The sequence below is a fragment of the Ruegeria sp. AWH4_226 genome (genome assembly GCF_056159225.1).
The window spans coordinates 107,751-133,232 of sequence record NZ_JBSWUU010000002.1 but is presented as its reverse complement, the minus strand read 5'-3'; the positions used below and the strand labels follow the sequence as shown (position 1 = coordinate 133,232).

The following is a 25,482-nucleotide window of genomic DNA, read 5'->3' as shown; positions in this document are numbered from 1 at the left end:
ATCAGGCGCGTTCGAAGTAAACAAATTCTATTCGACTAGATCGCGAAGCCGGGATTGGTTTTGAAAATCTGCCCATGCATCGTCGAAGCCCTCCAAGGGCCAATTCAGCGCTCGCGACACACCATGCCGGTCACGAAAGTCAAACAGAAAAGCACCGCCTTGTCTCATCTGAGCAATCAAATCGTCGGCGTCATCTTCGTAGAAGTCACATCCAATCCCGGTAAGGCATCCAGGCCAACGGGTGCGCCAAACGGCCTCTCCGGCCCGCTCGATTCGAAACCCATTGGGGTGGAAAAAAGTCCCCGGCTCTATCCCAAATTCAACCTTGTACCCTGTCTCTTCCGTGACAATGAAGATAAATTGGCCCGCGAAGTTTGGACGGGGCGAGAAGACGTCGACCCATCTTAGGTAACATCGCTGAACAAGCTCGCCGTATTCTACCCGCTCGTCACATATTGAGTTCCAAATGCCAAATCGTGCGTGATGCGTACCCTTCCAATTGCTAGCAGTATCATTACCCTGCAAGTCCTGAGCCGATGTCGCGGTGGCTGCCAATAGCAGTATGGCCAAAAGTCTTTTCATGAGTGTTAGGTGTCGTTGCGCATCCAAATTATCAACTCACGATCAAGAGAGGTTATGCCGCAAATTTCTTCGGGCGCACTGTTGAGATATTTCAGCGACTTAGACGACCACGCAAACAGTCGAATTTAGTTTCATCGATCCAGCGGCCACTGCCATCTTCTGTATCCGGACACACCGCCAGTCGCCACGCCCAATGTCAAACCGGAATTATCGCACCTCGAAAACCAATAATTCTGCGTGCCAATTCGTGACCCTGAGCAAGCGCCTCTGACTGGGACCGCCCCGACAGTTTTGCAGCCAGATAACCCCCGTTGAACCCGTCGCCTGCAGCTGTCGTGTCGACAACGGTTCGCGCTGGCTCAAAGGAGGATGGGGTCGTGACTTCGTTGATGGATATTGGCCCCAAGACACCCCGTTTCAACGCACCAACACAGCCCGTATAGCCGCTAAACCGGGTGAGGACATCAGCCTCATCTTTCTCGTGAAATACGGCCAACTCATCATCTACCGAAGGCAGGGCAAAGTCGCACCGGCACCACGATGCTTCAATTATTTCGCGTGCTGCATGTTCCGAGTCCCAGAGTTTGGGGCGATAGTTTGAGTCGAAGGCAAAAAGCCCCCCGCGCGCGCGATAGCTGTCAATCCAGTCCAGAAGGCAAAGCCGGACGGTCTGCGGCAGGATAGCCAGAGTAATCGCGGACAGGTAGATAAGATCGAACCCTGCGAGCATGTCAAAGCGCGGCTCTGCGCCAGTCTGAAACAGCTGCCGTGCTGCTGAGTTTTGTCGCCAGTATTGGAAACTTCGCTCACCCGCTTCATCGGTACTAATCGCATAAACGCCGGGAAGCTTGTTCCTTAAATACGTCACTTGAGACGTGTCGATATTCTGCTCAGCCACGAACCTGACAATGTCATCGGACAGGCGGTCATCCCCCAGAAGGCTGACAAAACTCACGCTATGGTTCTTGGGCAGCATGCGACGCAGGTAAATCGCTGTGTTGAGAACATCCCCTGCTACCCCGACCTGCGCCGGACCGGGGACCGTGGACACTTGCAATTCAAGCATCACCTCGCCGACACATGCAATTTTCATGCCACTCATAACTTACGATCCTTTTTGAACGTAAGGTGGACTTTTATGGCCTTAGTTCTGTCCCCGGCAAGATCGAATGCCGCTGTGGCATCTTCGATGTCGAAGGATCGGCTAATTATTGGTTCGACGTTGATTTCACCACTGTCAATCAGCCGCACGGCCTCGGCAAATTCGGGATGAAACCGATGGGTGCCGACCATTCGGATTTCTTTGCTTACGATTACGTTCAGGGGTAGGCTAACCTCTCCGGCGACGCCAACCAATATCATGGTTCCACGTGGTCTGAGCATGGTCAATGCAGCGGCAATAGCAGCGGGCGATCCGGTGCATTCGAACACCACGTCGAACTGTCCCTTGTTCTGGTGGAAAGGCTCCAATGCCTCGGGTCGATCGGCGACGTTGATTGTTTCAGACGCACCCATCTTTTTCGCGACTGACAGAGGAAAATCGTGGAGGTCCGTCACAATCAAGTCGCGCGGATTTTTTCGAGCAACAACCGAAGTCATCAGCGCACCGATCGGCCCCGCTCCGGTAATCAAAACGGTTTTTCCGCGAAGGCAGTCAGCCTGTGCCTCGGCATGAAGACATACAGCAAGAGGTTCCGCACAAGCGGCCAGTTTCACGGGTATCGGATTGATGAAGCGGTGCACGCGCAAGGCGGGTACGGTCAGGATTTCGCGAAACATCCCCTGCTCATGCGGCATTCGGTATGCAGAGCCCATAAACTGCATCTCTTTGCAGTGATTGAATTCGTCCCTTTTGCAGAAACCGCACTGCCCACATGGAAGGCTGGGGTTTATTGCAACCATATCACCCGCGGCAAACCCGGTCACGTTCATCCCGACCTGCGTCACATGACCGGCCGCCTCATGACCGACGATGATCGGTTCCCGCACCCTGATCTGACCAATACCCCCGTCGTGATAGTAGTGCAGATCGGAACCGCAAATTCCCCCGGCGCCAATCGCTATTTGCACATCGTCCGGCCCGAGGTCAGGGACGGTCTGAGTCTCAATCCTCAGGTCATGGGCCGCATGTAGCCGACAAATTCGCGTTTCCATGATGCACCTTATGGAAGGATCTGATTAGGCAACCAGGTTGCCAGTGCCGGGATGTAAGACACCATCAACAGGACGATCAGGTTGCTGAGAAGGAAAGGAAAGATTGCACGCACCACCGGCGTCAGCGGCAATTTGGCGATTCCGGCGCATACAAACAGGCACACGCCAACCGGCGGGGTCGTCAAGCCGATCATAAGGTTGAGGACCGCGAATGTCGCAAAGTGCAAAGGTTCGACACCTACGGCGGTAGCCAGCGACAGCAGCGGAACGAACAGGATGATGAGCGCGGCAATCGTTTCCATGAACATGCCGACGAACAGCAGGAGAACGTTGATGATCAGAATAACCAGAATGGGGTTTTCAGTAATCGTCAGTACGCCAGATGCAATAGCTTGGGGGATGCGTTCGGAAACGAGGATCCACCCGAACACATTGGCAAATCCGACCAGCGCCAGGATGGCCGCGGCAGAGATTGCGCTGTCTGCAATGATCTTGGGCAGCCGCCGGACCGGCAGTTCTCGATAGACAAAAGCGCCGACAACAAAGGCATAGACACTTGCAACAATGGCGGTTTCCGTTGGTGTCGCAATTCCACTGAGCAGCCCGTAAAGAATGATGCCGGTCATCGCGAGGGCCCAGAATGCGCCACCAAACGCTTGTCCGATTTCACTAAAGCCTTGCCACTCTTGCCGTGGAAACTTTTTGCGGACGGAAATGATGTAGCACGTTGCCATCATACCAAGACCCATCAGAACTCCTGGGATCGCCCCGGCAAGGAACATCTTGCCGACTGAAATACCGGACAAAGCACCGACGATAATCATCGGGACACTCGGTGGGATGATGGGACCTACGGTTGAAGACGCGGCTGTGACCGCAGCCGAAAAATCAGCCGGGTATCCCGCCTTTTTCATGCCGGGGATCATCACGCCACCGATTGAGGCCGCATCAGCCACCGCTGTACCCGTGATCCCCCCGAACAGCATGGACGCACCGATATTGGTCAGGCCCAGACCGCCACGCACCCAACCGACAAGTGCATTTGCAAACCGAATGATGCGTTCGGTAATCCCGCCGTTGTTCATCAGGTTTCCGGCAAGAATAAAGCCCGGGATGCTAAGCAGAACAAAGACATCCATGCCCGCATAGATTTTTTGTGGCATCACAACCAGCGGAATATCCGCAAGCAACAGATAGGCCATCGAGGACAAGCCAAGCGTGATGGCGACGGGAATGCCCACCATCAGTCCAACTACGAAAACCGCGAATAGGACAAAGACTTCCATTATTGGTCTGCTCCACTGGCGCCTTGGGGCCGGTATTCGATTCTTGCCCAATCAAGGACGAAGCGCAGAGCAGCAAAGGCCGCGAGCAGGCCCAAAAGTAGCAGGACACTGAAGTGCACGAACTCCATAGGTAGCGCCAAGGCAGGAGAGCTTTGCAATGTGCCGATCTGTACGTATTTCAGGGCACCGGGAATTAGGGTGATGCTAAGAATGGCGGTCGCAGCAGATGCCAGCATCCTAAGTTTTCTGGGCATATCTCCGGGGAGTGAATCGCAAATGACATCGACGTTCACCAGATCACCTGTCATCAGTGCGACACCGGTACCAAATGCAGTTAGGTAAATCAGGGCAAAGCGGGTCAGCTCCTCGGTCCAGACCGGCGAGTTGCCGATGGTGCGGCCGATGACCTGAGTGAGCACCGCGATGATCAAAACCGAAAAGGCGGCAAGCGCGCCGATCCTGCATATCAATGTCATAGAGTGGTGGACACGCTTCATCACGGCCTTTCCCCTTCAAAAACATCTGCCGCTGATCAAACCAGCGGCAGATGGGTTTGCTGATGACTTAGTTCTGGCTGTTGAACAGCTCTTCAACGATCGGCTTGATCTCATCGTTGACATTGGCCAGCACGGCGTCTTTTGCCTTTGCCGCATAGGCTGCGCCGTCGACCTCGACGAAGGTCATGCCGTTTGCCTCAAGATACGCCCGGTCTTCTGCAAGGCTGGTGTCCAGCAATCCGCGCTCATATGCCTGCGCACGCGCGGCTGCCTCCATCACATGGGCCTGATCCTCTTCGCTGAGCGATTGCCAGGTGGATTCCGCAATCGTCAGATATATCCACGAACGCACGTGCTGCGTCAGGTTTACGTGGCTTTGGACTTCGTTGAAATTAGCCGACCGGATCAGGGCAAGGGGGTTTTCCTGCGATCCGATGGTGCCGTTTTGAAGTGAGGTAAAGACTTCCGAAAACGCCATTGGGGTCGGGTTGGCGCCAAGAGCACTCCAGACGTCGACAAACAGCGGAACGTTGGGAACGCGCATTTTCTGGCCATTCAGGTCATCGGGATGCGCGATCGGACGGTTCGAGGTCAGGTTGCGAGGACCGCGCGCGAAGTAAGCAATTGGGCGGATCTGAGCCTTTTCGACAATCTGTGCTTCGATCTGATCACCGATCTCACCGCTGGCGACCTCATCCATGTGTTCGGTCGAGGCATAGGCGTACGGAACTGCCAGCAAGGCGGCCATCGGCGCCCAGTTCTGCAGGCTTTCGCCGGTGATTGTCATATCAACCGTGCCCAGCTGCATACCGTTGATCAGGTCGATTTCCTTGCCCAGTGATTCATTGGGGAAGATTTCCACGGCAATGCGCCCGTCGGTGAGCGTATTGAGCTCATCGCCGAATTTGACAGCAGCAAGGTGCCAGGCGTTTTGCTCGTTTGCCAGATGGCCGAGTTTCAATGTGACTTCTTGCGCAAAGGCCACTCCGCCGATGAGTTGAGACAGTAGCCCTGCGGCCACCAGGTTTTTGAACCTAAACACCATTTTTCCTCCGATTTGGTGACTATGTGTGGATCAGTTCGGGGTCGAACCGATCAAAGAATTCTTCGTGTTGGCGAACGATTTCAGGAAGATCATTGATCAACCGCTGCAGGTGCTTGCGCATGGCGGCTGAGGCCCGCGTTGCATCCTGACGTTCGATCTGATCCACTATTTTCCCGTGCTCTTCGACCAATTGCTCGGCTGGGAATTGCCCCAAACTGAGGAAGCGCACACGGTCCATTTGACTGTTGAGCCCTTCCAGGAACTTCCAGGCGATTTCTTTTCCAGCCGCTTGCGCCAAGGTTCGGTGAAACTTCGTATCTTCGTTGATGAAATCCGGGCGCGATGTCTTGGCGACCTTCAACTGGTTCTTTAGCTGTCCGCGAAGGTCTTTAATCAACGCTTTGTCGGCTGAAACCGCCAGCTCTGAGACAATGTCGGCTTCGACCGCCTCACGCACGAACCTGGACTGCAACACAGTCGGAAAGTCGATCTTTGTGACCTGCGTCTTTCTCTGCGGCCGCACAATCACAAGTCCTTCCTCGGAAAGCTTTATGAACGTCTCGCGCACTGGCTGGCGGCTGATTTCATAGTGCCGCGCAAGCTCTGGTTCAGACAGTTTGGAGCCCGGCGGTAGGTCGTTCTTGATGATCCGTTCGCGCAATATCCGATAGATCTGCGGTGTTATCGCCGCGTCGCGATCGAAAGCATCATTGATAACGACTTCATGCACCACGTTGTCCTCCTATGTGTTGTCTCTCGTAAACTTCCATACAAGTCAACAAGAATGTTGACAGGCCGTCGCCGATGGCTGACAAAGCAATCGTAAGAAGTCGGGAGGAAGGTACAATGCAAGAGACCTGGAGATGGTTTGGTCCACAGGATCAGGTCTCTTTGAGCGATGTCACACAGGCAGGCGCATCTGGGATTGTCACAGCCCTTCATCACATACCGCCCGGTGTGATCTGGCCACTGTCTGAAATAACCGAGCGCCGGGACTATATTGCGGAAAACTCGGTACGTTCTCAGCGTCCGCTTAAATGGTCAGTTGTTGAAAGCCTGCCGGTTTCAGAGGATATCAAAAGGCAAACAGGCAGTTGGCGCGAGCATGTCGAACACTACAAAACCAGCCTTGAGAACATTGCCTTAGCAGGTATTGAGGTCATCTGTTACAATTTCATGCCGCTTCTCGACTGGACCAGAACGGACCTTGCATATGAGGTGGACACAGGCGCCACCTGCATGAGGTTCGATCTTGTCGACTTCATCATGTTTGACGTCTTCATATTGAAGCGCCACGGTGCGTCTGAAGAACATGATGATGAGCATGTCGCAAAAGCGCGGCATCGATTCCAGTCGACAAATGACATGTACAAAAAGCGCCTTGTTGACAATATCGTTTGCGGGTTGCCGGGAGCTGCCGAGCATTTCAGCCTCGATGATATAAAAGAACATCTGGGGCTTTACGTTGCTTTCGATCACGATCAGCTGGCGCGCAATCAAACTGATTTTCTTGAAGAAGTCGCTCCTTTTGCCCAAAAGCTGGGGCTAAAGCTTTGCTGCCACCCCGATGATCCACCGGTGCCGTTGTTGGGCCTGCCGCGGATCATGTCGACACAAGCCGATTACGAACGGCTCATCGAAGCGGTAGATATTCCCGCCAACGGGATCACGCTCTGCTCGGGCTCATTGGGGGCCCGGTCCGACAATGATCTGCCCGGCATGATGGACCGATTGGGTGACAGGGTTCATTTCTTGCATCTTCGCAACGTCAGTCGCGAGCATGATGCTGTGTTTGGATCATTTCACGAATCCGAACATCTGAGCGGTGACGTCGACATGCCGAGTTTGATTGCCGCGATCCTTCGCGAAGAAAACCGCCGCAAATCTGCTGGCCGCGCCGACCATTCGATTCCGTTTCGGCCTGATCATGGTCAGGACATTCTGGATGATCTGACGCGTAAGGCTCAACCGGGTTACCCGGCGATCGGACGCCTCAAGGGTCTTGCAGAGCTGCGGGGTTTGATCGATGGTATTTCATATGCAAGCCGCTGAACCGCGGTTAACCGGGCGATCATTTTCGAACGCGCGTGGCGACGTGGAACGCCCCGGATACCAACCCACCGCACATGGAACGGGAATTGCCCATATCGGTCTTGGCGCATTCCATCGCGCGCATCAGGCGGCTTACACCGATACCGCGCTGGCAGCATACGGTGGAGACTGGCGCATTGCTGCTATCAGTATGCGCTCAACAGAAACCGCGCAGAAGCTGACTGAACAAGACGGTTTCTATAGCCTTATTGAAAAGGCGCCCGGCCAAACCCGTTTACGGATCATAGGCAGTATTTCCACGGCTCTTGCACTGCGACTTCAGCGCGCCGAAGTCATGGCGCTGCTGACATCACCAGATGTCAAAACCGTCAGCCTGACCGTGACTGAAAAAGGGTATTGCTACAGCACACGCGATCATAGGCTGGATTTGGACACCGAAACGATCCGTCACGATCTTGCGAAGTTCAACCAACCAATCAGCGTTCCGGGTCTTATCGTTAAGTCTCTGAGCGAACGCCGAAGTCTGGGGCTAAAGGGCTTCACACTGCTCAGTTGTGACAACCTGCCCAACAATGGTGAAATCACCAAACAAGTTGTGCTGGATTTCTCTGACAGGATCGATCCGCACCTTTCGGACTGGATCAGGGACAACGTATCGTTCCCATCTACAATGGTGGATCGAATAACGCCAGAAGCGACGGATGGCTTTGTCGAAGAAGCAAAGCGATCCGTGGGGCTATTTGATGCGGTTCCCGTTCAGACAGAGCCATTCAGTCAGTGGGTGATAGAAGACACCTTCAAATACGGTCGCCCTGCATGGGATGCCGCCGGAGCGCTATTTGTCGAAAACGTAGCTCCGTATGAAAGGATGAAGCTGCGAATGCTGAATGGGTGTCATTCGCTATTGGCCTATACCGGACACGTGGCCGGGGTAAAAACCATCAGCGACTGTATGAAAACGCCGGAGTTGCGGGCGCTTGTGCAACTTCATTTGGCCGAGCTCAGCAAGACGTTAGCACCGCTAGCCGGGGTCAACTATTCGACCTACTCGCGCGAGCTGATTGATCGCTTTGACAACCCCGATATCCAGCATGCGACCTACCAGATCGCGATGGACGGCAGTCTTAAAATGCCCCAGCGCATTTTTGAACCCGCAGAAGAAGCATTGAGAGAAGGTGCTTCTATCCAAACCTACGCATTCGCGACGGCTGCTTGGTTCCGGTATTTATTGGGCCACCGCGAAGACCGAAATCGCTACGGCCTTCGTGACCCGAAAGAGCGGGCAATCCGTGAGCTCTTGGCCGGGAAAAAGGACGCTGCGGCAATCTACGCAACCTTAAAAGGACTCGACGGATTACTGCCCGAAAAGCTATTCATGAATGAAACATGGGCAAACTCAGTTGTCGGAAATCTTGACCAGATTTTAACGAGTGGTGTTCTGCGATCTGCAGCGTCCGTTGGTCAATAAATGCCTACGCGCCACCTGATGACGACGGCCCCTCGGTCACCGGGCTGCTTTGCCGTCGCAACACACTCTAATTTCGCTGATTGCCGACGTCCCTTTTTTCGATCTGTTTCCCATGACGCAACCACTATTGTAAGCTGTCACCGCAGGACCGGCGGAATGCCGGCACAGCAAATTTTCTAACGGCTAGCGGGCGTTTCAGCCCGCCTTCAGTGGTATTGAATGAGCTGGATTTTGCTTGCCGGACACAAATCCTTCAGTCATTTCGCTACCCGAACGGGTCAGAAGGCTGACGCCGACAAAAAGCAGCGTTGCCACCGGCAAGCCCAGGATACCTGCATTGTAGCCAAACAAGCTGTTTCCGGTCGCATACATCAAGATCACGAAAAGACCGCCACCACCTATGGACGCCAAAGCGCCGGCTGCCGTGCCGCGCGTCCAGAAAAAGGCGCCGACAATTGCTGGCACGGTCACCACGAGGCCGGCAGAGGCCGCAACCGACAGGATCGAGATCAAGCTCAACTCGAGGGCTGCAAATCCGAGGGCGAGGAGAGAGATTACCGGGATCACCAGCTTACCGATCCACAGCTGACGGTGATCGGAACGATCTCCGCTCACGTTGCCATAAACGTCGCGCGCCAGCATGGACGACAAGGTCAGCAGGATCGAGTCGATAGTGGAAACAGCCGCCGCGAGGATACCAACCATTACGATCACACCCAGCAAGGGCGGAACATAGTCTGAGGCCAGTAGCACCGAGGTCGCAAGGTCTGCGCGCTCGAGGTCCGGAAAGGCAACAAAGGCGGAAAAGCCCCAGATCACCGACACCAGCGTATAGATCAACCCAAAGCAGAGAAAGATCAGCAGCATCCGGCGCAGCGCGGCCTTGGATTCAGGCATGAACAGGCGTTGGCTCACCTGTGGGTTTGAGATCGAAAAGAAGAACCATGGAACTGTCAGACCGATAAAGGTTTGCAGGCTGAACAGACCCGGCCCAGGCACTGTCAGCATCTCGGGTTTGCGTTCGGCTACGGTCTCGAACAAGCCAAAGAAGCCGCCCAGTTCGCTTACCACCAGAATGGCAACGATGGAAGAAGCAAGGATCATCACAAGCGCCTGCAGGCTGTCGGTCCACATCACCGAACGGATACCTGCAACATACGAGAAAATGATTGCCAGCGCGGTCGCGATCAGCAGCCCGGCCCCAAACGAAATCGCGCCGTCGGACATTCCGGACACAAGATATCCCACACCAGAAAGCTGAACCGCAGAGTATGGGATCAAAAAAACAAAGCTGACAATCGCTGCGGCGATCGCAACCCAGCGGCTGCCATAGCGGGCACCTAACATCTCGGATGGGGTCACAAAACCGTATCTTTTACCGACGGCCCAAAAACGTGGACCAAAGATGGCGACCAGCGAAACTCCGGCAAAATAGACGATCTCGAACCCAAGCGCGCCAACACCACCTTTGTAAGTCAGTCCCGCAAGCCCGACCATCATGAACGCAGAGTAGGTTGTGGCGGAATAACTCAGCGCCGAGACGATACCGCCCATGCTGCGTCCGCCAAGAAAGAAATGTGACATTGTAGTGGATTTTTCAACCCGCGAGAGGACCGCCACGATGACGGTAATCACCACATAGGCGAGGATGCCAAACCAGATGAATGATTGGCTCACTCTTCATCCTCCTCGAAAGATGCGGTAGCCAACGCGTTCAAAACGATGATGGCAACGCCCGAAAGGGTCCAGAAAAGAAAGGCTCCGGCCCAACTCGGCGTGTCAGCAAGCAGGCCGTAAGGCACGGCGTAGCAAGCCAGAACCACCAGCCCCACCAGACAAAGAGACACTTTGCGTAACACGTGTCGTTGCTCCCATTGGATTGTTGAGACATCTATAGTCGCGGTTAACAAGACACGCCACTCGTTGTTTTCCCGCGCCGTGTCAGGGTGGAAAGTGTGGACCTGCCCAGGGCAAGCCTCCGGCCAGACCGCCGCGGCAGTGAGTGTCAACAAGCCTTTGAACGCTGACGCAGTGTGGGGCAACTTCGTCGATGCTTTTCTGTTTTCTTCGGACAACCAAGAACACAGCGGCGAAGTAGCGCGACCAAATCACCAGCCACGATCAAGAACTTTTGTCAGATGATCTACCGACCACCAGGTTTGGTGCGCGCAAATGGGTCCTGCACATCCCTTCAGATTAAGTCGGTCGCGACCAGCTTGCGCGACATTTCCCCTAAAGACCCATCCGTTTTGGGGGTTTTTCAGATGTCCGACCCAACGCTCGCCATCAAACTCAAGGTTCGGCAGGATGACATCGCCAACCTCAGCATGCGACATCGAACCGGGGTCCCACACCCAAACAAGCGTACCGCATCGCCTGTCAGGAGACGCACGACAAGGGTTAAATTCGACGATGACAGCAAGCCCAGGGGATGCATACCTGCCCTTTAGCTCTGACGCGAGTGCGCCGCCGGCTCCCAAGCCGAGAAACAAGATTACAAGAACAACGCCCAGTCGCACGGATCCGGCCGAAATGGGCTTTCCCACCTTCTTGTAGGCGTCGAGGTAGGCCGGATGCTCGGTGCCCATCCAACGGTCCCACCATGTGAAATAAAATCCGAGGTTCTTACCGGCGTATGCGTGGTGCATGTCATGATGCGTGACCGTAGTCATCCACCCAAAGAGCGGACGTCCGTCACGTCGCGCAGGGAAAACCTCATAGCCGCAATGTGCCAGGGCGTTCCGAAACATCATGTGCGTGACAAAGATCAGAAGCGCCAAAGGATGTGCCGGCAAAACAATCAGGATCAACGGCAGGAACAGCGCATTAACGACGGCCTCGCCGATATCGAAGCTGTAAGCTGTAAAGGGCGTCGGGCGGTTCGAGCGATGATGCAGACGATGGAGTCGGCGAAAAAGCGGCGGATAATGCAATGCGCGATGCGTCCAGTAGAACCACGCGTCGTGGAGGACAATCAAAAGAGCCGCGCTGATCCAGAAATACGTGGTGCCATAATCCGAGACGCCCGGATAAACAGACATCAAGCCGCTTCTGGCGCCGATGGCAATTAACGTCCCGGTTGCCGCGAAAATAGCGACAGTACGGACACTGGCGCGTACCTCTCGGAGCATCTGGCCGGCGGGTATCTTACGGTCGCCGATTTTCTGATCCGCAAGACGACGCGACATCGCCAGATTAATCGCGAGGTAGACGCCGCCTGCGCCCATAACGTAGCGTAAAAGATCGCCTCCGAACACGTCGACATAGAGGGGCAGGATACTTTTGACGGTTTCTAGAATCTGATTCATTTGGTCACTCCGACTGTCGTTTCCGGCTTGGTGACCCTTCGGCGTGAAGAATGCGCGCCGAATTCTGAAATCGCATCGGATTTTTCGAAATCAGCCAACATTTTTCAGAATCGGTTTGCGACGCTGTGTTGACGGTTTGGCGTCCTGCATGTGTTCATGAGGCATGAGCGATACTTGGGGAATTCTTGATGTGTTCCTGCGTGGCGGCGCAGTTGCGATCTTTTTTGTGTGCGCATTAGTCTTCTCAGCTCGGCTCGACCTGTCACGAAAATCGCTTTCTGTAACCGCCTTCTGTGTTGGGTTATGCGGCTATCTGATTGTGTCATCCCCGCATATCCCGGTGCCAGAAGGGTACACTACTGTGATCCTCATTGGACTGGCCGGTCTGGTTCCCGTCCTGGGCTACTGGGCGTCGCTTGAGTTTTTCGTCGACGACGTCAGGTTTTCGCCGTGGCAGATTGCCATCGGACTTGTCGTGATCATCGGGGCGTGGCTTCCGTCAACCGTACCCTTTGCCGATCTCGCCCGTGGCATCGCGGCCATCATCCTGTTCAGCCATCTCGCTTTTGTGGTCGTCGCAAGCGGCGACGGAGACCTCGTTGAAGAACGCCGAAGGTTTCGAAAATGGTTCCTCTTGATGATGGCAGCGACAGTAATCATCATCACCAGTCTGGAAGTGACCGGGCAAGATGATGAACTACCGGAATGGGCCTTCGTTATCCATGCCGTCGCAATGCTTTGTTTTGCAGCGGCATTCCTAGTGTGGGCGGTTCGGCCTGTGTCCGAGGTTTGGCCATCGAAACAAAAAACGGTACATCTGCGACCCCGGGATTTTCCCGAGAACCATCTGTTGGCCGGTCAGGCGAAATCCGCGATGGCGGGCGGTCTCTGGAAGAAGGAAGGCCTGACCATTGCTCAACTCGCGGCTCATTTAGGGACGCAAGAGCATCGTCTCAGACACGCGATCAATAAAGAGCTTGGGTTTCGCAACTTCAGTAGTTTCGTCAACAGCTATCGTATTGAGCACGCGAAGCTGATTTTGGCCGATCCCATGAAGTCGAACTATCCCGTTCAAAGCATCGCCTATGACGTTGGTTTTTCCTCTATCGGACCATTCAACCGAGCCTTTCGCGCCTCGCAAGGTATGTCGCCGACGGAATTTCGGAAGCGAATTCGGTTCGACAATGTAACGAGCGTTTAGGCTTCCACATTCACGTTTTTAATGCGCCCAGCAATCCGCAGACTCTTATCGATCCATAACCTTGCTACACAACAAAAATTAATAGACCTACGTCAATGGTTCATTTTAGTTTCAAAAATATTAATGTATGCAATTCAGATTTGTTTTAGGATATTCTGTGAGACATTAATTTACTTTTATCGGTCAAAGTATATTTGAGAAAAATGAAAAAAATCTCATTACTTTCGGCTTATCGCGAAAGCCAATCCGCATTGCGCAGTCTTTCCAGTATCGCCAAGTCCACTAACGGGGATGCAGCTTGGCCCGATCTAGAAAAACTGTGCCGCGATCTGGGCTTTGACATCTGCGGCGTTGGCGTAATTGCCTCTCCGGAAGATTTGGTGTCGATTGACCTGACATATGGAACACCGTTCTACGAGACCACGTTTGAACTGTACACAAATCAAAACTTGCATCTGAGCGACCCGGTATCACAATCCATCGCGCGCGGCGCGCGCTTCGTTGACTCTGAAGACGCGCTTGCGAAAGCTCCTCGTGCGTTGGTTCACGGCGCAGCTAAAGTGAAACAGCTTCTTTATGAACGAGATTATTCCGGTCACGGCGTCGTTCGGGTGGAAATGCCAGGTCGCCCGCATGCCGGTTGGTTCGGTTTCGCAATGAACAAACAGCAAGGTCGCACTCAATTCCGCGACCTGACGAGACACCACACTGATTTGCTGATGCTTGGCGCAACCGCCTTTACAAGCGTTGTTTTGCGTGATCGCGCGGTATCCGATACCGTGGACCTTATCACCGAGCGAGAGGCCCATGTACTCACCCAACTAGCGAAAGGCCTGAGCCCACGCGAAATTGCCGAAGAAGAGGGGCGCTCGCTCACAACGATACGAGCCCAAATTGCCAGTGCGCGCAAGCGACTTGGTGCACGGTCAGCAGCACATGCGGTTGCACTCGCTCTCGAGCTAGGTTTGATTCTAATTTAACACATAAGTGAAATCCCCATATTCTCGCATAGCGTGTGGCGTAAGAAGATCACCCGCATAAGGAGAGTGTGTGCCCTATTTTTGCCATTATTTTACTAAAGGGGCGCAATTGGGAGCTGGTTAATGAACTGTTAAAACGCTCGACAGGTGTGGATGAACCATAGGAAGAGTTATGACAAGTATCACCAGTTCCTTCGACACGCGCGTCGATGTCAAGAACAAGACCAATCAGATTGCTCTGGTCCTCGAAGAGACCAAAGACAAAGGACATAAAGTCACTGGAAAAGACCATGTCGGCGGAACCAACGTAGTCGGTGATGGTGAGTTTCGCGATCTGGTCGGTGGACAGATGAATTACGACAGTAAGCGCGGCGTAAACGACGCCGAGGCGCTGTTAAAAGAGCTGCTGCTTGGCGATGGCGTAAGTGGGGTCGAACTCGTCGGACTCGATGGCGATAGCTTTACCGTCGCGGTGTCCGGCGCGGGCGGAACCACAGATTATATGGTGTTTGAGGGCGTTGCCGCTAAAGAAGCCTTGGCGAACCTCGACGGTGGGGTTTTAAACCCGAACGATAACAACAACAACGCCCGGCAGTTTTCAATTTTGGATCTGAACGAGGACAGTGGTGACATCCTAAGCATCCTTGGCGATCGCGCATATGATGACTTTGATCTTATCAACAACAACATAAAAGAGGGCAAAGACAACGCTGGCAAGGTCGCTCTGGAAGACACGATTGCCAAGCTTCTAAAAGGCGAAGCGATTGACGGCGTTGAAATCATCGATGTTGATGCAAACTCGATCGCGCTTAGCCTCACGGATGGCAATAACCCAAGCGACACGCTTATCGTAACTGGAATTGGAGACCTGCTTTCCAACACCGAAAGCTCAATTGATGCACTGATCAACAATTTCAAAAATACAGTCAACAAGAGAGACGATGACTTTGTCATTCTAGAAGACACGAACGACAGCGCAAACTTGCCAGAAGCCGGTGGAACGGAAGGAACTTCCAGCGATGGATTTCTGTTCGAAAAGATTGAAGCTGAGTTCCAATTCAACCTCGGCGGTGGCCTGAACAGCGGGGCAGGCAACAACAAACTCGACGATAACAACCTTTTGGATGCTCTGGTAACAGCGGGAGGGGAAATCGGCGGTGTATCAGGTGCCGGTGGAATAGTCGATAACGACGAACGACTGGAACTCGTGGGAGTAGACAGCGACAGCTTTACAATCCTGTATGAAACCCAACGCGGCGGAGATACGTACACGGATTATCTTGTTTTCGACTACGTCTAAACGATAGGACCGTTCGACGGTGATGGAAGGCGCATTTAGGTGCGCCTTCGTTTTCTAACGGGATGATTGCTGTTCTCGCAGGCACACGGAAAGCGGGGCCGGGACCTGTTTTTTTGCGGGCAGCTTTTTCTGGTTTATTCGTTAAGATCCCCAAGGTTTTGCCTGCGGACTTTAGATTTTCCAACAGGTGACGTACTCCTTGGTAGGGATCGGTTCCAAAACATGGTCACTACCATAGACGCCAGAAAACAGACTTAGCACAAGGTCAAGATTCCGGCCTGCGAGACCGGCTTCTTGCAAGAAACGCTCCACCAGTTTCGGAACCCCATTGCCGACAAAGCCCGTTACAGTCCTGAGGGACAGTGGTTTTGTGTCAAACTCCTCAAGCATCAGGTTTGCCGCCGCATGCAAGCCCGGAGCGGTATCGATCAATATTCGGTCTAGGTCAAAAGCAACAACTTTCATGTGCTAAGCTCAGGCGATGTGCAGCGCACGGCCAAAAGATGACAACGTCGCTTCGTGCAGGCTTTCTGACAGGGTCGGATGCGCGAACACCGTCTGCGCCAGTGCCTCATCCGTCGCCTCGGCACTCATTCCAACAGAAAAAGCTGCAAGAAGCTCAGTCACCTCGGGTCCGGTCATATGAGCGCCCAAGAGTTCGCCGGTTTTGTCGTCGAAGATTACCTTGATAAGGCCATCAGACTCACCCAATGCAAGGGCTTTGCCGTTAGCCGCAAATGGGAAACGACCCACCCTGACTGGCTTGCCAAGATGCCGCGCCTGGGCCTCGGTCAATCCGATTGATGCGATTTGCGGGTCGCAATAGGTGCAGCGGGGAATATCGGAAAGTGGTGGTGTATGGGTTGCCTGACCTGCTATCGCCTCAACCGCACGCACGCCATCGTGGCTGGCCTTATGGGCCAGCATTGGCGCCCCTGCGACATCGCCAATCGCCCACAGACCGGCAACAGTACTGCGCCCGTCCCTATCAACGACAATGGTGCCATTCTCGACTGCAACGCCCAACGCCTTTAGGCCAAGCCCCTCTGTGTTCCCGATGACACCAACGGCCGATATCACCACATCAGCCGCAAGCACTTGGTCCTTGCCCGAAGAGTCTGTGAAGGATAGCGAGACACCGTTGGCATCCGATTTCGCGCCCGAGACCCTGGCCCCTGCTAAGAACCGAATACCTGTCTTCTCAAGTCGTTTCTGTGCCTGTTTGGCAATTTCCTCATCCTCGGCAGGCAGGATGCGGGGCATAACCTCGATCACGGTCACATCGCTGCCCATCCTCGCGTAGAAACTGGCAAACTCCATCCCGATTGCACCTGACCCGACAATCAGCAGGCGTTTGGGCAGGCTTTGCGGTTTCAACGCGCCAAAATACGTCAGAATGCGCTTTTCGTCCGGCTCCAGACCTGGCAACACCCGAGGTCGAGCACCGCTAGCAAGGATGACATTCCCGGCCGAATACGTCCCGGCACCCAACACCTTGCGCGGCGGCGTGTTTTGTGGCTGAATCGGTGCGCGCGAAGGTTTGGTCACCTTGATCGTGCCCGGCGCGATCAGCTTTGCCTCGCCCCAGATAATATCGACATTGTGCTTGGACAGGACAAAACCAATTCCTCCTGTCAACTTGGCCGAAACGTCGCGCGATCTTCGGACGATGGCGGCGAGGTCCGGCTTGGCACCATTGCTGGTGATCCCGAAGGCATCGGCATGTCGCACAAGGTCCGCCACCTCTGCGGATCGCAGCAGGGCTTTCGTTGGTATGCACCCCCAGTTGAGGCATATCCCACCCAGATGCTCTCGCTCGACCACCGCTGTTTTCATTCCCAGTTGCGCAGCGCGGATCGCGGCCACGTAACCGCCGGGGCCGGCGCCAATGACGATCAGGTCATATTTACTCATGCCGGCTCTCCCAGCTTTTTTGTCAGACAACCACGCGCGGCCTGTGCCACGGCCTGCGCGGTGATATTGAAATGCTGGTAAAGTTCAGACGCAGGGGCCGAAGCGCCATAGCCTGTCATGCCGACAAACCCGCCATCCCGCCCGATGATCCCGTCCCAGCCAAATCGCAATGCTGCCTCGACCGCAACGCGTGGCACGTGGTCGGACCCGAGGACCGAGCGGCGCCACGCATCTGGCTGCGCGTTGAACAATTCGAAGCTGGGCAGCGACACCACGGCAGCGCGAATGCCATCTTTTGCCAGTATGTTCCGAGCCTCAACGGCAAGCGACACTTCAGAGCCGGTGCCAATCAACGTAACATCGCGCGCACCACCTGCGGCTTCAGCCAGTACATAACCGCCACGCATCGCGCCCCCATGATCCAGCGCGCCATACCGCAACAGCGGAACTTTCTGACGGCTGAGCACAATCGCGGACGGGCCGCTGGCTGACAGCGCCGCGTGCCAGGCCTCGGCCACCTCAACAGGATCGCCGGGGCGAATGACCGTCAATCCGGGCAACGCGCGCAACTGCGCCAAAGTCTCAACCGGCTGATGTGTCGGCCCATCCTCGCCCAGGCCAATCGAGTCATGGGTCAGGACATAAATCACCTTTTGCTGCATCAGCGCCGACAAGCGCATTGCCCCCATCATGTACCCTGCGAACACCAGAAACGTGCCAGCAAACGGTACCCAGCCACCATGCAGGGCCATCCCGTTCATCGCAGCGGCCATGCCGTGTTCGCGTATCCCCCAATGCATGAAACGGCCATTGAAATCGCCGGGCGTGATCGCGTCCAGCGCATCCGTGGATGTGTTGACAGAACCTGTCAGGTCGGCTGATCCACCAACCAGCTGCGGTATTTGCCGGGTCAACGCCTCAAGCACTTGCCCTGATGCCACGCGCGTTGCCATTGCATCGTTTCGCGACACGAAGGCATCGACGACACTTTGGCAAATTCCGGCAACATCCGTCTCTAAGTCCCCCGAGATATGAGCCAGAAGAACCGCCTGTTCCGCGTCGCTGCGGGCAGACAACCGGCTTTCCCAGTCCTTGCGTGTTTTTGCGCCTCGCGCTCCAGCACGTGACCAAGCGGCGGCAATGCTTTCGGGAACGTCGAATGGCGCATGTGGCCACTGCAGCATATGTCGAGCAGCGTCGATATGATCTGATCCAAGCGGAGAGCCATGGCACTTTTCCGTGCCTGCCTTGGTTCCGGCACCGAAACCAATCATTGTACGGAACGCGATCAGCGTTGGAAGATCAGAGTGTTTCGCCTCGTTCAAGACCTCGCGTATGGCGACAGGGTCATGCCCGCTGCACTGAAGAACATGCCAGCCAGCAGCGGCGAAGCGCGCCGGTTGATCCTCTCGGGTGGTAAGGGAGGTATCGCCGTCAATTGTGATCCGGTTGTCGTCAAACAAGACGGTCAGACGCGACAATTTCAGGTGACCCGCCAGCGTGATGGCTTCTTGACTGACACCTTCCATCAAACAGCCGTCTCCGGCCACGACCCAAGTGCGATGGTCTACCAGTTCCGCACCAAAGCGGGCCCGATCCATTTCTTCGGCAATGGCCATGCCCACCGCCGTGGCGATCCCCTGACCCAAAGGTCCGGTCGTTGTTTCAATTCCGGCCCCGTGACCGAATTCGGGATGTCCTGCCGCAGGCGACCCCAGTTGCCGGAACCTTTTCAAAGTGCCGATGTCCCAACCGGGATAGCCCGTCAGATGCAACAGCGCATACAGCAACATAGAGCCATGACCAGCCGACAGAACAAAGCGATCCCTATCCGGCCAGTCAGGCGTGCTGGCGTCGTATTTCAGATACTCACGCCACAATACCGTCGCTACATCGGCAAACCCCATTGGCATGCCGGGATGGCCGGATTGCGCCTGTTCAACAGCGTCCATTGCCAATACCCGCACGGCATTGGCCATTTCTCGTACTGGGTCCATTGGGGACTCCCTATTTGTGCCCGTTTTTGTCAGGCCCTGAGTTTGAAGGTTTCGATCACCTCGACCAGGCGGGCGAGGAAAGTGGCGGCAATCGCCCCATCCACGGCGCGGTGGTCGGCAGACAGGTGCAGCGACAGGATCTGGCGCACATGAAACCCGCCGCGATGGGGTTTGAGCTGCTCTTTGGTGGGCCCGACACCCAATATCGCGGCTTCAGGCGGATTGATGATCGGCAGAACATTGACGCCAAACATTCCCAGGTTCGAAATCGAGAAAGTTCCCGGTGCGGCCATCTTCGCGACGCCGCGGCGTGCGGCCTCGGCCAGCACGCGGGTCTCATTCGATATCTGAAGAGTATCCAACCGATCAGCTCCAGCCACCACCGGCACCATCAGCCCCTCTTTAACTGATACTGCGACGCCGATGTTGATGTCGGCCTTCTGAATGACCGAGGTGTCGGTTACGTGGGCATTCATCACCCGGTGTTCCATCAGCGTAAGTGCCGAGCACCGCACAAGAATGTCGTTGACCGTTACCTTGCAACCCGTCGACTCGTTGAACGCCCTCCGATCGGCCAGCAAGTCGGTCACATCCGCTTCCGCGGACAGATAAAAATGCGGCACAGTCTGTTTCGACGCAACGAGACGATCAGCAATGATCTGGCGCATACGGCTGTGTGGAATTTCTACATCCTCACCGTGCATCGCAGGCACTGGCGCGGCAGGGCGCGGAACGGTCGACGTCACAGTTGCAGTAGGCTTTGCGATATCGGCAACCTTGACCTTGGCCTCCAGCGCCGCTTGGACATCGCGCTTTACAATAGCGCCCCTTGGCCCCGACCCCGTCAGTTGGCTCAGATCCAGCCCCTCAAGTATGGCAATCTTGCGGGCAAGAGGAGAGGCTCTGAGCTTACCAACCGCAGATGCTGCGCTGACAAGTTCGATCACCTCTCCTCCTGCTTCGCGTGTGGATGACGCGTCCGCCGCGGGAGGAGTTGCATCCGCGTCATCCAGTATCTCATCCGGTTCGCCAACAATAATGAGGGGTTCAAGAACAGTGCCCCAGTCACCTGCAGCGTAGCAGATCTTCAAAACCGTGCCGGCTTCAAAAGCTTCGACCTCAAATGCTGCTTTCTCGCTTTCGACCGTTGCGACTATGTCACCGACTTCTACTTTGTCACCAACCTTGACGTTGATTTCGAGGATCTTCCCTTCAGTCAAATCCTGACCAACCTGGGGCACCAGAATGGAGTTTGCCATGTCTTTCCTCCTCAGGCCGCGCGGGCATCCAGGGTTTCAAGCACGCGAGCTACAAAATCGACGGTCTTCCGTGTAGCCGCCGCGAATTCGGTTGCCGTAGCAGTGAACGCACCAAAGCTGGAAAACTCGTTCGGCGTCATGCCGTCAAAGTCGTATGCGCGACGAAAGTAAGGCAGTTGACGCAGGCGCGCGATAAGCTCATCCGGGGCGTCTTCCTCTATTGCCGACAGTTTGAACGGGGCTATCCGATCCTCTGCCTGCATGAGCTGCGCGATGTAAGAAGGCGGGCATGTATAAACCATATCTGATCCGGCTATTTTCTCGATATGCCAACTACTTGCAGAAACGCCGTCATCCTTGATCCGCATGGAACATTGCAGCATCTTCGAAGGGTGACCAATTTCTTTGCCATAGCGATAGGCGCGTTTAAGAACCGCCATTTCACCAAGCGTGATCTCTTCATCCGTCAGCGAGATACCGCGCGCTTCGGCCTCGGTCTTTAGATCACCTATATTCCCCAGACGGGAGCTCATATGAGTGATTACAGAGCGCCAGCGGCCAAGGTCTATGCCCGCCGCCTTGGCCCGTTCCAGGCCACGACTGACGGCACTCATGCAGGCGACATATTGTGAGACTGTAAAAGAGGTTGTGTTGTTGGTCGAAATACCGCGCGCGGTTAGCTCCTCGATCACCGCGTAGCCCTCTTTCGAGCCTGGCACCTTTACCATCACATTTGGCGATTGCGAATAAATTTCCAGCCCCTGCGCCAGCATCCGGTCAAAGTCTGTTACGAACCGGGGATCGACCTGCCCCGAGACAAAACCGTATTTACCACCTGACTTCTCCCAAACAGGTAGGATCATCGCAGCACTTTCACCCACAATATCGAGATATAGCTGCCAATAGACAGCCTCGACTGTTGGGTTGGCAATGCCATGCGCGATTTTGAGGATACGGTCAGACCAGAAGCCAGGGTCCTGCTGCAAGGCTTGCAACGACAAAGGCGGGTTCGTGGTCACGCCACGAAATCCCATTCTGCCATCAGATTGTGCCGTTGAGGGGTCGAAAAGACGCGTCAATTGCGCCTGCCAATCCGAACGCTTCTCATCGGGCGCATCCGCCAGAACCTGCGCTTTCCAGGCTTCGTAGACCAACGGCGAACTGTCCCACCAGATTTCGCAGTTCGGGTTAGTTTCGGCCAGTCGTTCGAGTATGTGCTTGCCCATGGTCCTACTCCGCCGCCAGCTTGGTTTCGGCGTGCAGCGCATTGCTAACGGCTGCAGTTATGTCGTCGACCTGGGGGACGGATGCTTTTTCCAATTCAAGATTGAATGGAATTGGCGTGTTCATGCCTGCCACGATTTCGATCGGTGCATCCAGATCGAAAAACATATTCTCTTGGATCAGGCTGGCAATATCGCTGGCCACGCCACCACGCCGCACCGCCTCTTGCACAATAACCACTCGGTTGGTCTTGCCGACCGACGCGTAAATCGTGTCAGTATCCAGCGGCGAAAGCGACCTCGGGTCGATAACTTCGACCGATATCCCTTCGGCGGCCAGTTTCTGGGCTGCATCCAAAGTGCGGGGGATCATGTTTGACCACGCGATCAGAGTGACATCGTTGCCTTCACGCTTGATGTCCGCCTTGCCGAATTCGACTACGTATTCGTCTTCCGGCACCATGCCCTTGGTCATGTATAGATGCTTGTGTTCAATAAACATCACCGGGTCTTGCTGGCGCAGGGCATATTTCAGAAGTCCCTTGGCGTCATATGGCGTCGACGGCATCACGACCTTCAGCCCTGGAATGTGATAGAATAGCGCTTCAAGGCTTTGGCTGTGCTGGGCCGCTACGCCGCCACCTGTCCCGCCCTGTGTCCGCATGATGAAAGGAACCCGACCGTCGCCCCCTGTCATCAGTCGGAATTTGGCGGCTTGGTTTACAAGCATTTCCATGCCCAGCATGGCAAAATCCACATACAGGATTTCGACGATAGGCCGCGCTCCGGCGATGGCCGCACCAACGCCCACACCTATCATACCGGCTTCGGCGATCGGAGTGTCGCGCACCCGACCCGCCCCATACTTGGCCAGCAAGCCTTCGGTAACCTTGTAGCTGCCGCCGCGTTCCGCGATGCCTTCGCCTATAATGAACACCTGATCATTCGCGGCCATTTCTTCGTCGATCGCTTCGCGCAGGGCGTCCCGATACATGATTTCCCTGTCAGCCATGGCTGGACCTCCCCTGAATTAGTAGCTGGCCACAAAGGTTTTGAATTCGTCGACCGTGACCTCATCGCTTGTCTTGGCAAACTCGACGGCGTCGGCAAATTCCTGTTCGATTTGCACCTCCAGAGCAGCGACGTCTTCTTCGGTCATATCGGACATCTCAAGAAGGTAGCTGCGTGCCCGATCCACTGGGTCACGCTCGGCGTAATATGCCTTTTTCTCTTCGGGCATGTAGGCACCGGGGTCGTTCACATGATGACCCGTATGGCGGTAGGTCACCGCCTCGATCAACACAGGCCCCTTACCAGCGCGGCACATTTCGACGGCCTTTTGCGTGGCGTCGTGCACCTCCAGCGGATCGTTTCCATCGACCTTGAAGCTCGGTACGCCGATCGCTTCTCCCCGCTTGTAGAGATCGGTTTCCCGGGTCGATTCAGCGATTGTCGTAGACACAGCATACTGGTTGTTTTCAATTACCAGCACAAAGTTCAGGTTCCAGATTGCAGCCAGGTTGAGGCTTTCCAAAAACGTTCCGTTGTTTGAGGCGCCATCCGACGTGAAGGTCACAGTGACTGCATCCGATCCGCGGATTTGATTGGCCAACGCCGCACCGACGCCTAGGGGCGTGCCTGCACCCACGATCCCGTTGGCACCAAGGTTGCCTGAAGTAATGTCAGCAATATGCATCGAGCCGCCATAGCCCTGACAGTAGCCGGTTTTCTTTTGCAAAAGCTCGGCCACCATGCGCTTGATGTCTGCGCCCCACGCGATGCAATGACCGTGACCTCGATGCGTGGACGCAATGTAGTCGCCCTCTTTCAACGCCGCACACACACCTGTCGCGATACCCTCCTGGCCGAGGTAAGGGTGAAAATAGCCACGGATAAGTCCTTGGCGGTACAACTTAATGCCGCCAGTTTCGAAAACTCGGATCGAGTAAGCGGTCTTGAAAATTTTTTCCAAGAGTTCCTTCGGGCGTACATTTTGTGCAGACTTCTTCGTTGCCATTCGATTTCCTCCCAAAATCTGCCATTTATAAGCGAAACACTCTGGTTAAGTTGCTGGCCCAGCTCGTCTAGATTCTGTTCTACATTTTCACAGTTCGAGTGTCGAGGAAAATTTCCTTCACATCTAAGGAAATTTGAAAATCGCTGCCACCTAGTTTCTCTCAAATGCTGCCACCACCCGATTATTGCCGTTTTATAAATTGATACGCACGTCTGCTTGCCTTCGCCTGTCGTATGAAGCAAACTTTCACCACGCACACAAAGCCCCATTGCCGGTATTGGACCCAAACGCATATGAACAATGTTGATTCACAAAACTCCAAGGGAATCGTCGACCGCATCCACGAGAACTACGACTCGCTTAGAAATGCAGAAAAAACCGTGGCTGATTATCTACTAAAGAACTCACATACCCGGTTGGAAAGTTCGATAACCGAGTTTTCACGAAGCATCGGAGTCAGTGAGGCGACGATCAGCAGGGTATCCAAGGCATTGGGTTACGCAGGCTACCCCGATCTAAAACTGGCCATAGCCGCCGGGTCGCACACCACCCTGCCGCTGCCAAACATGCCATCGGAGATTCTTGACTCTGACTCCGTAACTGAGATCAGCAGCAAACTTGCTGCAGTCTTGTCTCTGTCAATTCAAGAGACGCAGAAGATCATCAATCGTCAGGCCCTGGAAGATGCAATTGAGACCCTGGTGCACGCACAGCGAATAGTCTTTGTCGGTGTTGGTGGTGCTGCGTCCATCTGCACTGAGGCCATGCACCTGTTCAACAAAGCTGGTCGCAATGCGGTTGCCATCGCTGACGACTACAGCCAAGCGATTTGTGCATCGACGATGCAACCAGGCGACGTGCTGGTCGGTATTTCTCATACAGGGCAAACCCGATCGGTCGCCAATGCGCTTGTGTTGGCCGATGCCAACGGGATCCCGACCATTGCGGTAACTTCGGATCAACGTTCACCTGTAGCAAGAGCTGCCAAAATGGCGCTGACCACATGGAAAACAGGAGCACCCCAAATCCCACTGTTTGGCGACTTTCTGGAAGGGCGCATTTGCCAGCTTTTCCTGATAGACCTTCTGTATCTTAAGGTTCTTATGCGGTCAGAAAACGGTGAGAAAGACTATCTTCTGAAGACCGGCGCCGCGCTGAAGAATTACTACAACCCAGACTAATCCGACTTTTTCGGAGGA

The 25,482-nt window shown here is 54.8% G+C and carries 23 protein-coding genes; 6 read left to right on the top strand and 17 right to left on the bottom strand.

Going from position 1 to position 25,482, the window contains the following annotated elements:
* Window positions 1-27 precede the first annotated feature (27 nt).
* The 7 genes from ACXAET_RS16070 to ACXAET_RS16040 form a co-directional block, all read right to left on the bottom strand.
* Window positions 28-582 carry a hypothetical protein gene (locus tag ACXAET_RS16070; protein WP_475187432.1) on the bottom strand — a complete coding sequence of 185 codons (555 nt, stop codon included), beginning with the start codon at window positions 580-582 and terminating at the stop codon, window positions 28-30.
* A 196-nt stretch (window positions 583-778) separates the two neighbouring features.
* The gene (locus ACXAET_RS16065; RefSeq protein WP_475187431.1) at window positions 779-1,684 is read right to left on the bottom strand and encodes a sugar kinase; all 906 of its coding nucleotides are present in this window, start codon (window positions 1,682-1,684) and stop codon (window positions 779-781) included.
* The gene (locus tag ACXAET_RS16060) at window positions 1,681-2,736 is read right to left on the bottom strand and encodes an L-idonate 5-dehydrogenase (protein ID WP_475187429.1); all 1,056 of its coding nucleotides are present in this window, start codon (window positions 2,734-2,736) and stop codon (window positions 1,681-1,683) included. The genes ACXAET_RS16065 and ACXAET_RS16060 overlap by 4 nt, the downstream gene beginning before the upstream one ends.
* Before the next feature lie 8 nt (window positions 2,737-2,744).
* Window positions 2,745-4,022 (bottom strand): TRAP transporter large permease, encoded by a 1,278-nt coding sequence (locus ACXAET_RS16055; protein ID WP_475187427.1) that lies wholly within the window; start codon window positions 4,020-4,022, stop codon window positions 2,745-2,747.
* Window positions 4,022-4,519 (bottom strand): TRAP transporter small permease, encoded by a 498-nt coding sequence (locus ACXAET_RS16050; RefSeq protein ID WP_475188400.1) that lies wholly within the window; start codon window positions 4,517-4,519, stop codon window positions 4,022-4,024. Before ACXAET_RS16050 ends, ACXAET_RS16055 begins: the two co-directional genes overlap by 1 nt.
* A 67-nt stretch (window positions 4,520-4,586) precedes the next feature.
* Complete coding sequence (locus ACXAET_RS16045; RefSeq protein ID WP_475187425.1) at window positions 4,587-5,564, bottom strand: TRAP transporter substrate-binding protein; 978 nt, start codon at window positions 5,562-5,564, stop codon at window positions 4,587-4,589.
* Between the two features lie 19 nt (window positions 5,565-5,583).
* Window positions 5,584-6,294 carry a GntR family transcriptional regulator gene (locus ACXAET_RS16040; RefSeq protein WP_475187422.1) on the bottom strand — a complete coding sequence of 237 codons (711 nt, stop codon included), beginning with the start codon at window positions 6,292-6,294 and terminating at the stop codon, window positions 5,584-5,586.
* 116 nt (window positions 6,295-6,410) lie between these two features.
* Between ACXAET_RS16040 and uxuA the strand changes: the two genes are divergently transcribed.
* A complete protein-coding gene (gene uxuA, locus ACXAET_RS16035) occupies window positions 6,411-7,616 on the top strand; it encodes a mannonate dehydratase (RefSeq protein WP_475187419.1) in 1,206 nt (401 codons plus the stop codon).
* Entirely contained in the window at window positions 7,591-9,084 is a 1,494-nt protein-coding gene (locus tag ACXAET_RS16030) for a mannitol dehydrogenase family protein (RefSeq protein ID WP_475187418.1), read from the top strand. Before uxuA ends, ACXAET_RS16030 begins: the two co-directional genes overlap by 26 nt.
* 195 nt (window positions 9,085-9,279) lie before the next feature.
* Here the strand turns inward: ACXAET_RS16030 and ACXAET_RS16025 are convergent, their stop codons facing one another.
* The 3 genes from ACXAET_RS16025 to ACXAET_RS16015 all read right to left on the bottom strand — a co-directional run bounded on the left by ACXAET_RS16025 (window position 9,280) and on the right by ACXAET_RS16015 (window position 12,392).
* Window positions 9,280-10,761, bottom strand: a complete 1,482-nt coding sequence (locus ACXAET_RS16025; RefSeq protein ID WP_475187415.1) for a sodium:solute symporter family protein — start codon at window positions 10,759-10,761, stop codon at window positions 9,280-9,282.
* Entirely contained in the window at window positions 10,758-10,943 is a 186-nt protein-coding gene (locus ACXAET_RS16020) for a hypothetical protein (protein WP_475187413.1), read from the bottom strand. Before ACXAET_RS16020 ends, ACXAET_RS16025 begins: the two co-directional genes overlap by 4 nt.
* Before the next feature lie 249 nt (window positions 10,944-11,192).
* Window positions 11,193-12,392, bottom strand: coding sequence for a sterol desaturase family protein (locus ACXAET_RS16015; protein WP_475187411.1), 1,200 nt, complete (start codon window positions 12,390-12,392; stop codon window positions 11,193-11,195).
* A gap of 163 nt (window positions 12,393-12,555) precedes the next feature.
* Between ACXAET_RS16015 and ACXAET_RS16010 the strand changes: the two genes are divergently transcribed.
* The 3 genes from ACXAET_RS16010 to ACXAET_RS16000 all read left to right on the top strand — a co-directional run bounded on the left by ACXAET_RS16010 (window position 12,556) and on the right by ACXAET_RS16000 (window position 15,873).
* Window positions 12,556-13,593 (top strand): helix-turn-helix domain-containing protein, encoded by a 1,038-nt coding sequence (locus tag ACXAET_RS16010; RefSeq protein ID WP_475187408.1) that lies wholly within the window; start codon window positions 12,556-12,558, stop codon window positions 13,591-13,593.
* A gap of 203 nt (window positions 13,594-13,796) precedes the next feature.
* Window positions 13,797-14,573, top strand: a complete 777-nt coding sequence (locus tag ACXAET_RS16005) for a helix-turn-helix transcriptional regulator (RefSeq protein ID WP_475187407.1) — start codon at window positions 13,797-13,799, stop codon at window positions 14,571-14,573.
* A gap of 172 nt (window positions 14,574-14,745) precedes the next feature.
* Window positions 14,746-15,873 (top strand): hypothetical protein, encoded by a 1,128-nt coding sequence (locus ACXAET_RS16000; protein WP_475187406.1) that lies wholly within the window; start codon window positions 14,746-14,748, stop codon window positions 15,871-15,873.
* A gap of 171 nt (window positions 15,874-16,044) precedes the next feature.
* Here the strand turns inward: ACXAET_RS16000 and ACXAET_RS15995 are convergent, their stop codons facing one another.
* Genes ACXAET_RS15995 through ACXAET_RS15965 form a run of 7 tightly spaced genes read right to left on the bottom strand, consistent with a single transcriptional unit; the run spans window position 16,045 to window position 24,283 of the window.
* Window positions 16,045-16,338, bottom strand: coding sequence for a hypothetical protein (locus ACXAET_RS15995; RefSeq protein ID WP_475187404.1), 294 nt, complete (start codon window positions 16,336-16,338; stop codon window positions 16,045-16,047).
* 9 nt (window positions 16,339-16,347) lie between these two features.
* Window positions 16,348-17,787: a dihydrolipoyl dehydrogenase gene (lpdA, locus tag ACXAET_RS15990; RefSeq protein ID WP_475187403.1), complete on the bottom strand. Its 1,440-nt coding sequence runs from the start codon at window positions 17,785-17,787 to the stop codon at window positions 16,348-16,350.
* Window positions 17,784-19,784, bottom strand: a complete 2,001-nt coding sequence (gene tkt / locus ACXAET_RS15985; protein WP_475187402.1) for a transketolase — start codon at window positions 19,782-19,784, stop codon at window positions 17,784-17,786. The genes lpdA and tkt overlap by 4 nt, the downstream gene beginning before the upstream one ends.
* 29 nt (window positions 19,785-19,813) lie before the next feature.
* A complete protein-coding gene (locus tag ACXAET_RS15980; protein ID WP_475187401.1) occupies window positions 19,814-21,043 on the bottom strand; it encodes a dihydrolipoamide acetyltransferase family protein in 1,230 nt (409 codons plus the stop codon).
* 11 nt (window positions 21,044-21,054) lie between these two features.
* A complete protein-coding gene (locus ACXAET_RS15975) occupies window positions 21,055-22,269 on the bottom strand; it encodes a transaldolase family protein (RefSeq protein ID WP_475187400.1) in 1,215 nt (404 codons plus the stop codon).
* A gap of 4 nt (window positions 22,270-22,273) precedes the next feature.
* Window positions 22,274-23,278 (bottom strand): alpha-ketoacid dehydrogenase subunit beta, encoded by a 1,005-nt coding sequence (locus ACXAET_RS15970; protein WP_475187399.1) that lies wholly within the window; start codon window positions 23,276-23,278, stop codon window positions 22,274-22,276.
* A gap of 18 nt (window positions 23,279-23,296) precedes the next feature.
* Window positions 23,297-24,283, bottom strand: a complete 987-nt coding sequence (locus tag ACXAET_RS15965) for a thiamine pyrophosphate-dependent dehydrogenase E1 component subunit alpha (protein ID WP_475187397.1) — start codon at window positions 24,281-24,283, stop codon at window positions 23,297-23,299.
* Between the two features lie 293 nt (window positions 24,284-24,576).
* Here ACXAET_RS15965 and ACXAET_RS15960 point away from each other — a divergent pair, with 293 nt between their 5' ends.
* Entirely contained in the window at window positions 24,577-25,464 is an 888-nt protein-coding gene (locus tag ACXAET_RS15960; RefSeq protein ID WP_475187396.1) for a MurR/RpiR family transcriptional regulator, read from the top strand.
* Window positions 25,465-25,482 lie beyond the last annotated feature (18 nt).

Bases quoted from the DNA above. Each gene is read 5' to 3' on its own strand.
- lpdA (WP_475187403.1), bottom strand. From the start codon at position 17,787: ATGAGTAAATATGACCTGATCGTCATTGGCGCCGGCCCCGGCGGTTAC.
- ACXAET_RS16055 (WP_475187427.1), bottom strand. From the start codon at position 4,022: ATGGAAGTCTTTGTCCTATTCGCGGTTTTCGTAGTTGGACTGATGGTG.
- tkt (WP_475187402.1), bottom strand. From the start codon at position 19,784: ATGGACCCAGTACGAGAAATGGCCAATGCCGTGCGGGTATTGGCAATG.
- uxuA (WP_475187419.1), top strand. From the start codon at position 6,411: ATGCAAGAGACCTGGAGATGGTTTGGTCCACAGGATCAGGTCTCTTTG.
- ACXAET_RS15970 (WP_475187399.1), bottom strand. From the start codon at position 23,278: ATGGCTGACAGGGAAATCATGTATCGGGACGCCCTGCGCGAAGCGATC.
- ACXAET_RS15960 (WP_475187396.1), top strand. From the start codon at position 24,577: ATGAACAATGTTGATTCACAAAACTCCAAGGGAATCGTCGACCGCATC.
- ACXAET_RS16045 (WP_475187425.1), bottom strand. From the start codon at position 5,564: ATGGTGTTTAGGTTCAAAAACCTGGTGGCCGCAGGGCTACTGTCTCAA.
- ACXAET_RS15980 (WP_475187401.1), bottom strand. From the start codon at position 21,043: ATGGCAAACTCCATTCTGGTGCCCCAGGTTGGTCAGGATTTGACTGAA.
- ACXAET_RS15975 (WP_475187400.1), bottom strand. From the start codon at position 22,269: ATGGGCAAGCACATACTCGAACGACTGGCCGAAACTAACCCGAACTGC.
- ACXAET_RS16030 (WP_475187418.1), top strand. From the start codon at position 7,591: ATGGTATTTCATATGCAAGCCGCTGAACCGCGGTTAACCGGGCGATCA.
- ACXAET_RS16050 (WP_475188400.1), bottom strand. From the start codon at position 4,519: ATGAAGCGTGTCCACCACTCTATGACATTGATATGCAGGATCGGCGCG.
- ACXAET_RS16070 (WP_475187432.1), bottom strand. From the start codon at position 582: ATGAAAAGACTTTTGGCCATACTGCTATTGGCAGCCACCGCGACATCG.
- ACXAET_RS16010 (WP_475187408.1), top strand. From the start codon at position 12,556: ATGAGCGATACTTGGGGAATTCTTGATGTGTTCCTGCGTGGCGGCGCA.
- ACXAET_RS16005 (WP_475187407.1), top strand. From the start codon at position 13,797: ATGAAAAAAATCTCATTACTTTCGGCTTATCGCGAAAGCCAATCCGCA.
- ACXAET_RS15995 (WP_475187404.1), bottom strand. From the start codon at position 16,338: ATGAAAGTTGTTGCTTTTGACCTAGACCGAATATTGATCGATACCGCT.
- ACXAET_RS16015 (WP_475187411.1), bottom strand. From the start codon at position 12,392: ATGAATCAGATTCTAGAAACCGTCAAAAGTATCCTGCCCCTCTATGTC.
- ACXAET_RS16065 (WP_475187431.1), bottom strand. From the start codon at position 1,684: ATGAGTGGCATGAAAATTGCATGTGTCGGCGAGGTGATGCTTGAATTG.
- ACXAET_RS16060 (WP_475187429.1), bottom strand. From the start codon at position 2,736: ATGGAAACGCGAATTTGTCGGCTACATGCGGCCCATGACCTGAGGATT.
- ACXAET_RS15965 (WP_475187397.1), bottom strand. From the start codon at position 24,283: ATGGCAACGAAGAAGTCTGCACAAAATGTACGCCCGAAGGAACTCTTG.
- ACXAET_RS16000 (WP_475187406.1), top strand. From the start codon at position 14,746: ATGACAAGTATCACCAGTTCCTTCGACACGCGCGTCGATGTCAAGAAC.